Source organism: Methylopila musalis (assembly GCF_042679725.1).
GTDB lineage: Bacteria > Pseudomonadota > Alphaproteobacteria > Rhizobiales > Methylopilaceae > Methylopila > Methylopila musalis.
Window position 1 is genome coordinate 1 of record NZ_JBHTMX010000228.1, and the last position, 4,219, is coordinate 4,219.

At 70.5% G+C, this 4,219-nt stretch carries 3 protein-coding genes and 1 pseudogene; all 4 read right to left on the reverse strand.

Annotation, left to right across the window (positions count from 1 at the left end; all coding sequences use genetic code 11):
- Positions 1 to 465 (reverse strand): annotated as a pseudogene (locus ACFQ4O_RS15655) (tol-pal system protein YbgF); the annotation flags it as partial.
- Between the two features lie 116 nt (positions 466 to 581).
- On the reverse strand, positions 582 to 1,121 hold the full coding sequence (gene pal, locus ACFQ4O_RS15660; protein WP_378776985.1) for a peptidoglycan-associated lipoprotein Pal: 540 nt from the start codon (positions 1,119 to 1,121) through the stop codon (positions 582 to 584).
- Positions 1,122 to 1,753: 632 nt separating this feature from the next.
- Positions 1,754 to 3,073 (reverse strand): Tol-Pal system beta propeller repeat protein TolB, encoded by a 1,320-nt coding sequence (gene tolB / locus ACFQ4O_RS15665; protein ID WP_378776986.1) that lies wholly within the window; start codon positions 3,071 to 3,073, stop codon positions 1,754 to 1,756.
- A 121-nt stretch (positions 3,074 to 3,194) separates the two neighbouring features.
- Positions 3,195 to 4,219: cell envelope integrity protein TolA (gene tolA, locus ACFQ4O_RS15670; RefSeq protein WP_378776987.1), on the reverse strand; the 1,025-nt coding region annotated here is incomplete at its 5' end.

Here is a 4,219-nt window from a genome sequence, read left to right on the forward strand (position 1 = left end):
CGTCCCGCCGGAGGGCGCCGGGCCGGCGTCGCCCCTGCGGCCGGGCTTCGGCGCGGCGCCGCCGCCCTTGCCGCTTTCGAGATCCTGGAAGCGGAACTCGGCGTCGCTCTGGAAGCGCTTCTGCGCCTCTTCCGCGCGGCGGATCTGGAACTGCATCTCGTCGAGACGGCCGTTGAGCTGGCGCATCTGGTTCTCGAGCCGGTCGAGCCGCACCGCGATGTCGGCGAGCGAGGACTGCGCCGGCACGGCCTGCGTCGAGGGCGCGGCGCGCTCGTCGCGGCCGCCGAAGAAGGCGAGCGCGCTTTCAAGCCGCTCCACCTGCGCTTCCGCCGCGGCGATCGTCTTCAACGCCTGCGGATCGCCCGCGGCGCCGTCGAAGGCCAGCGCGCCCGACAGCGGCAGACAGGCGAACGCCGCGCCGAGCGCGAGACGCCGGACGAGCGGGAGGCGCGAGAGGCTGGACATGGGCGCGGAAGTTCCCCGACAGGAAGACGTGGAATGTGTCTGGGTAGGGCCGGAGTTCGGCTGAATTGAGGCTGGTCCCGACCTCGTGAAGGCCGGGACCGGCGTCGTCGTGCGGATCAGGAGCCCGCGCCGCCCTGCAGAGCGGTGACCGCGCGGCGGTTCTGCGACCAGCAGGAGATGTCGTCGCACACCGCGACCGGCCGCTCCTTGCCGTAGGAGGTGGTGCGCACGCGCGAGGCGGGCACGCCGCGGGCGGCGAGGTAGTCGCGGGTCACCTGCGACCGGCGGGCGCCGAGCGCGAAGTTGTACTCGCGCGTGCCGCGCTCGTCGGCGTGGCCCTCGATCAGGATGGCGTAGCGCGGATAGCGCGACAGCCACTGGGCCTGCTTGTCGAGCGTGGAGCGGGCGGTGGAGGTCAGCTCCGTCGAGTCGGTCTCGAAGAACACGCGGTCGCCCACGTTGACCACGAAATCCTGCTGGCTGCCGGGAGGGCCGCCACGGCCGCCGGCGCCGTAACCGGCCCCATAGCCGCCGGCCCCGCCCATGCCGTCCGCGCCCTCGCCGGCGCCCTTCTTGGCGCAGGCCGCGAGCAGCAGCGTGGCGCAAACCGCGGCGGCGATCTTGCCGGCGGCGCCGTAACGCTTGGTACGCAACATCCCCGATGACTCCTTGTGACTTTCGGTTGCGCCACCCATAGCAGTCTCCCAGTTAACCGAAGGTTCCGTTAGGCTTAAACGGAGGTTACCGCGAAGCGATCCGTCCCCGTGCGCGTCCATGAGCCTGTCGGATCATGACCGTGGCGTGGCGGCCACAGGGCCGCATTGGGATGACGCGAAGGGTGAGTCCCAAAAGCCACAGAGGGGGTGTGGTTTTTGGGTGGAGGACGCGGGAGCAGCGCGCCGCCGCAGCCTTTGTCCCGGCCTTGAGCCGGGACCCAGACACGCTGGAGCTTCAGACGAAGCTGAGCGGTTGGAGCGTCATCCGGAACCGTCGGCGGAAATGGGTCCCGGCTCAGAGTCGGGACAAGGAAGAGCGTCGCGCTCGACGAGCCGCTTGCGAGGATTGGAAGCCGCCGCGCCCGCGCGGCGCGCGCCAACCACCTTGTCCCGGCCTTGAGCCGGGACCCAGAAACGCTGGAGTTTCAGAAGAGGCCGCACGGTCGGAGCGTCATCCCGAGCCGCCGGCGGAAATGGGTCCCGGCTCAGAGTCGGGACAAGAAGAGCCGCGCGCCCGGTGCGAGGTTTCGGGGCGCGCTCGACGATCATGCTCCGGAGGGAGCGCCCCCGCCTCAGTTCAGCGGCGGCGACCAGGCGGGGTCGGAGGCGAAGCCGGGGGTGGGGATGCGGCGTTCGTGGCGGCCGGTGACGTCGACCGAGTAGATCTTCGGCCCGCCGCCCTGGTCGCGGAAGAACATCAGCACGCGGCCGTTGGGCGCCCAGGTCGGGCCCTCGTTGTGGAAGCCCTCGGTCAGGATGCGCTCGCCGGTGCCGTCCGGCTTCATCACGCCGATGGCGAACTTGCCGCCCGCCTGCTTGGTGAAGGCGATCAGGTCGCCGCGCGGGGACCAGACGGGGGTCGAGTAGCGGCCCTCGCCGAAGGAGATGCGCTGCGCGCCGCCGCCCGAGGCCGACATGACGTAGATCTGCTGGTTGCCGCCGCGGTCGCTCTCGAACACGATCCGCGCGCCGTCCGGCGAGTAGGACGGCGAGGTGTCGATGGCGCCGGAATCGGTCAGCCGTGTCGTGGTGCGCGAGCGCAGGTCCATGGCGTAGAGGTTGGAGTCGCCGCCCTGCTGCAGGCTCATGATCACCTTCTGCCCGTCCGGCGAGAAGCGCGGCGAGAAGGTCATGCCGGGGAAGTTGCCGACCACCTCGCGCTGCCCGGTCTCGATGTTGAGCAGGTAGACGCGCGGCTCCGAGCGGCCGAACGACATGTAGGTGATTTCCTGGCTCGTCGGGCTGAAGCGCGGGGTCAGCACCAGCTCGTCGCCGCCGGTGATGTAGCGGACGTTGAAGCCGTCCTGATCCATGATGGCGAGGCGCTTGACGCGCTTGTCCTTGGGGCCGCTCTCGTCGACATAGACCACGCGGGTGTCGAAATAGCCCTTCTCGCCGGTCAGCCGCTCGTAGATCATGTCGGCGATCAGATGCGCGACGCGGCGCCAGTTCTTGTCGGTGAAGAACTGCTGGCCGTCGAGCTGGTTGCCCGCGAACACGTCCCACAGCCGGAACTCGGTCCGGAGCCGCCCGTCGCCCTGCCGCACCACCCGGCCGGTCACCAGCGCCTGCGCGTTGATGATGCGCCAGTCGCCGAAGCGCGGCGGCACGTCGGTGTTGGTGATCTTCTCGATGAAGGCCTTGTGGTCGATCGGGGCGAACAGGCCGGAGTTCTTCAGGTCCGCCTCCACCACGCTCGCGATGTTGCGCGCGAGCTCGGCGTCGCCGCCCTGCCCGAGGAAGCTCGGAATGGCGATCGGCAGCGGCTGCACGTTGCCCTGGTTGATGTCGATGTTCACCTGCGCCCGGGCCGCCGGCGCAAGGGCTGCGAGGCCGAGGAGCGCGGCGATCATGACGGCGGCGCGGAACAGCTGGGCGAGCGAAAGCGACATTGCGTGACTTATCCGTGAGAAGCGGCGGCGGGAGCGGCGTGACGCCGGAATCCGGCGCGGCCGCCGACGCGGCCCTCGCGGGTCCCGCCGGCCTTGCGCGGCGAAGCCAGGGAGAGGGACATCATCCGCCCATCATCTCCTTGGGGTCGAAATTGATGGTCACCTGACGCCAGTAATCGTAGGCGTCCGGCGGCAGCTTCAGGGGCGCGCAGCGCTGCACGGCGCGCATGGCCGCGCCCGCCGCCGCCCGGAAGGCGGGGTTGGGCGACGAGTTCAGCACCTTCGGCGCCTCGGCGATGGTGCCGTCGGCGTTGAGGGTGAAGCTGACGCGCACCGCGAGGCTGCCGTCGCTCGCGGCGCCGACCGGCGGGTTCCAGCACTGCATCACCTGATCGCGCACCGCGTTGTCGATGCCCGCCCGCTGGGACAGGGAGAGCTTGGAGGCGGTTCCGCGGCTGGTGCCGGCGGTGGTCTCGGGCGAGATTTCGCGGCCGGCGGTCTGGGTGCGGCCCGGCGCGCGTTTGTCCTCGAGCGCAGAGGTGCTCGGCGCGTTGGAGGACGACTTCGAATCCTTCAGCAGCGAGGCGATCTTGGACGGATCGAACTTGCGCTCGGCGGCCTTCTCGGCCTCCGCCTTCTCCTTCGCCGCCTTGTCGGCCGCGGCCTTGGCGAGCTTCTCCGCCTTTTCCTTCGCGGCCTTTTCGGCGGCTTTCTTCTCGGCCTCGGCCTTCTCCTTGGCGGCCTTCTCCGCCTCGAGCTTCGCGAGCTTTTCGGCCTCCGCCTTCTCCTTGGCCGCCTTGTCGGCTTCGGCCTTGGCGAGCTGCTCGGCCTTCTCCTTCGCGGCCTTGTCGGCGGCGGCCTTCTCGGCCTGCGCCTTGTCCTTGGCGGCCTTTTCGGCCTCCGCCTTGGCGCGCAGCTCCGCCTGTTCGGCCTGGGCGAGCTTCTCGGCCTTCTCGGCGGCGGCCGCGGCCTTTTCGGAGGCTGCTTTCTCTGCGGCCTTCACGGCTTCGGCCTTGGCGACCTTCTCCGCTTCCGCCGCCTTCGCGGCCTCGGCCTTCGCCGCCTTGTCGGCCGCGGCTTTCGCGGCGGCGGCCTTCTCGGCGGCGTCGGCGGCGAGCGCGGCGCCGGCCTGCTCGGCCTTGGCGG

What these genes read in the sequence shown, in the direction of transcription:
- tolB (WP_378776986.1), bottom strand. Translation starts at nt 3,073, where the DNA reads ATGTCGCTTTCGCTCGCCCAGCTGTTCCGCGCCGCCGTCATGATCGCC.
- pal (WP_378776985.1), bottom strand. Translation starts at nt 1,121, where the DNA reads ATGTTGCGTACCAAGCGTTACGGCGCCGCCGGCAAGATCGCCGCCGCG.